This is a genomic window from Thermogutta sp. (assembly GCF_014359955.1).
Classification (GTDB): Bacteria; Planctomycetota; Planctomycetia; order Pirellulales; family Thermoguttaceae; genus Thermogutta.
Map to the genome: position 1 here is coordinate 1 of NZ_JACIYL010000725.1, position 2,250 is coordinate 2,250.

Sequence of the window (2,250 nt, forward strand, 5' to 3'; positions counted from 1 at the left end):
CGGGTTTCCCAACCGGATCGCTAGAAAGGCTATTTTGACGGACGGTCTTCCGGCTCGTCTACCAGGATTTCATCACTGGGATCAAATTTGGGCACCACGATGTTGAGGATCACCATCCGTCCAACCGCACGATGAACCACACCGGGGGGAATGACAACACAGAGTCCAGGGTGAACGGGTATGACGTCGCCATCCAACTCCAGAAAAGCGTCCGGCTCGGCTTCCAGGATGTAGTAGGTTTCTGTGAGTTTTCGATGGAAGTGCGGCCTGGCCGCCGTATGGATTTCGGTCCGGTGAATCGTGCCGGGAAACTCCGGCACATCGGCGAAAGCCCGGTAAGCCGTGCCGCAGGGACAGGCCACACCGGGTAATTGGTTGAAATCGGCCAGTCGATAGCGTTTGTCACTCATGACGGTATTGTGAGGGGGACGTGCGGGCAATTCAAGATAGGTCTCATTGCGCCGGGGTGGCGACGTGAGCAGATTTACCGATCAACACGCATGGAAAATATAGCGAAAGTTTAACGGCTAATTGCAATCGAACTGCGCCGTTAAATATTGCCCCAACTTTCTATTCTCCGCAACAGAAAAAAGCCCCCTTTTCAGAATAGTAACCCATTTTCAGAAATACACTTGCGCACGCTCAAGGGTGCTCAACTCGAATGCCGATTACGAAAACTGAACCTCGCCAACGCGAGGCTCTGCAGCAGCCAGAAGGAGGCGTGTCAGGCAACCGACGGGGAACAATCGAACCACGGAATGGTTCGACGGACCTGACGCGAATCAGTTGGGTTTTGAGGGACGCGTGCGATCCTTCCCGCGCTGCGACCCTAATCCACCCAGTCGGTTCTAACCCATGGGAGAACCCACTGACCGAGATTGAGCGCGTCGCGCAGCGGCCGTGTGCGGTGCTCGGGTTGGGGCCGACAGGTTGGAAGGCCACGCTCTCTCAGGTCGTTTAGAGGAGTGCACGTTCGATGAGAAAGACACTGCTACTGGGAGCGCTTGTGATCAGCGCGATGCTGTGCGGCCGAAGCTGGGGAGCCGACATGTTCGGCCGCATGGTCAGCCTCGACGAGGGCTGTCAGGCTTGCGCCCAGCCAGCCCCGGCATGTGAGCCCTGCGAACGGGCGAAACGTTGCGACCTGTTTGCCGGATTGCGGGACCTGTTCGCATCCCACCGGCATGTGACGGCCTGCGAGGCATGTGAACCGGCCAAGTGCGCTGTGCCCGAACCGGCCTGCGCCCCGGAATGTGTCACCTGCCGCCCGCAACCTGTGCGACACCTTGTCCGCAAGGTGATTGGCCCGGCCTGCCCGACCTGCGGCCAACCCGACTGCAACGCCTGCGAGCAGGAAAAGGCTTGCGACCCCGCCTGCGAGAAGCCCTGTGAGCCTGCTTGCGAGCCGGCCTGCAAAGAACCGGTATGCGGCCCCCTGTGCCGTCTCCACCACCGGCTCCACTGCCGCGAGTGCGAAGTCGCCTGCGAGAAGCCGGCTTGTGAAAAGCCCTGCGAACCTGCTTGCGAGCCGGTCTGCGAACCCGGTTGCAAGCCCCGCTGCGAACGGCCGGTGCTCAACTTCCTCCGCAATCTCCTTGGTTGCGAGAAGCATGCCTGTGTCGTGAGCGAGTGCGGCTGCGGCGTCGAGGTTGCTCCGGCTGAACAGCCTGCTCCCAAGAAGGCCGAGAAGCCCACGGCTCCGGCTCCGCTTCCCCAGGCTCCCAATGCCTGAACCAATGAGGCCGGTCCTGCCCCCAGTGACCGGTTATGAGTGAGTGACCAGTCGCCCGAAGGCTCCCCAGTCTTCGGGCGACTCTTTTTGTAGAGAATGCTCTTTTCCACGTTTCCACGTGTTACGGCCCTGGTCGCGGGCACTCATCCCACCGTAGAAAATCGCCGTAGAGGGGGTTACCATGAAGGGGCAAGCGTGCAGGTATCGCCAGTGATGCAAAGGCTTCAACGAGAACGGGTAGTATGGCAGCATTTCCCTGGGAAGAGAGCAATTTCATGAAGGCCGCCCGCCGCGAGCCGGTCGATCGCGTCCCCATCTGGTTGATGAGGCAGGCTGGGCGGTACTTGCCGGAGTATCGCCAACTCCGGGAAAAGGTCTCCTTTCTCGAGCTGTGCCGTTCTCCGGAGTTGGCCGCGGACATCACGGTGAATACGGTGGCTCGGCTTGGTGTGGACGCAGCGATCCTGTTCGCTGATCTTTTACCGATTCTGGAGCCGATGGGCTTTGACCTTCGTTTT

At 60.0% G+C, this 2,250-nt stretch carries 3 protein-coding genes; 2 read left to right on the forward strand and 1 reads right to left on the reverse strand.

Annotation, left to right across the window (positions count from 1 at the left end):
- Nucleotides 1-29: 29 nt before the first annotated feature.
- On the reverse strand, nucleotides 30-410 hold the full coding sequence (locus tag H5U08_RS16320) for a cupin domain-containing protein (protein ID WP_297035462.1): 381 nt from the start codon (nucleotides 408-410) through the stop codon (nucleotides 30-32).
- 566 nt (nucleotides 411-976) lie between these two features.
- Here H5U08_RS16320 and H5U08_RS16325 point away from each other — a divergent pair.
- Entirely contained in the window at nucleotides 977-1,732 is a 756-nt protein-coding gene (locus tag H5U08_RS16325; protein ID WP_297035465.1) for a hypothetical protein, read from the forward strand.
- 242 nt (nucleotides 1,733-1,974) lie between these two features.
- A partial coding sequence (locus H5U08_RS16330; RefSeq protein ID WP_297035468.1) for a uroporphyrinogen decarboxylase family protein occupies nucleotides 1,975-2,250 on the forward strand: 276 nt, incomplete at its 3' end.

What these genes read in the sequence shown, in the direction of transcription:
- H5U08_RS16325 (WP_297035465.1), top strand. Translation starts at nt 977, where the DNA reads ATGAGAAAGACACTGCTACTGGGAGCGCTTGTGATCAGCGCGATGCTG.
- H5U08_RS16320 (WP_297035462.1), bottom strand. Translation starts at nt 410, where the DNA reads ATGAGTGACAAACGCTATCGACTGGCCGATTTCAACCAATTACCCGGT.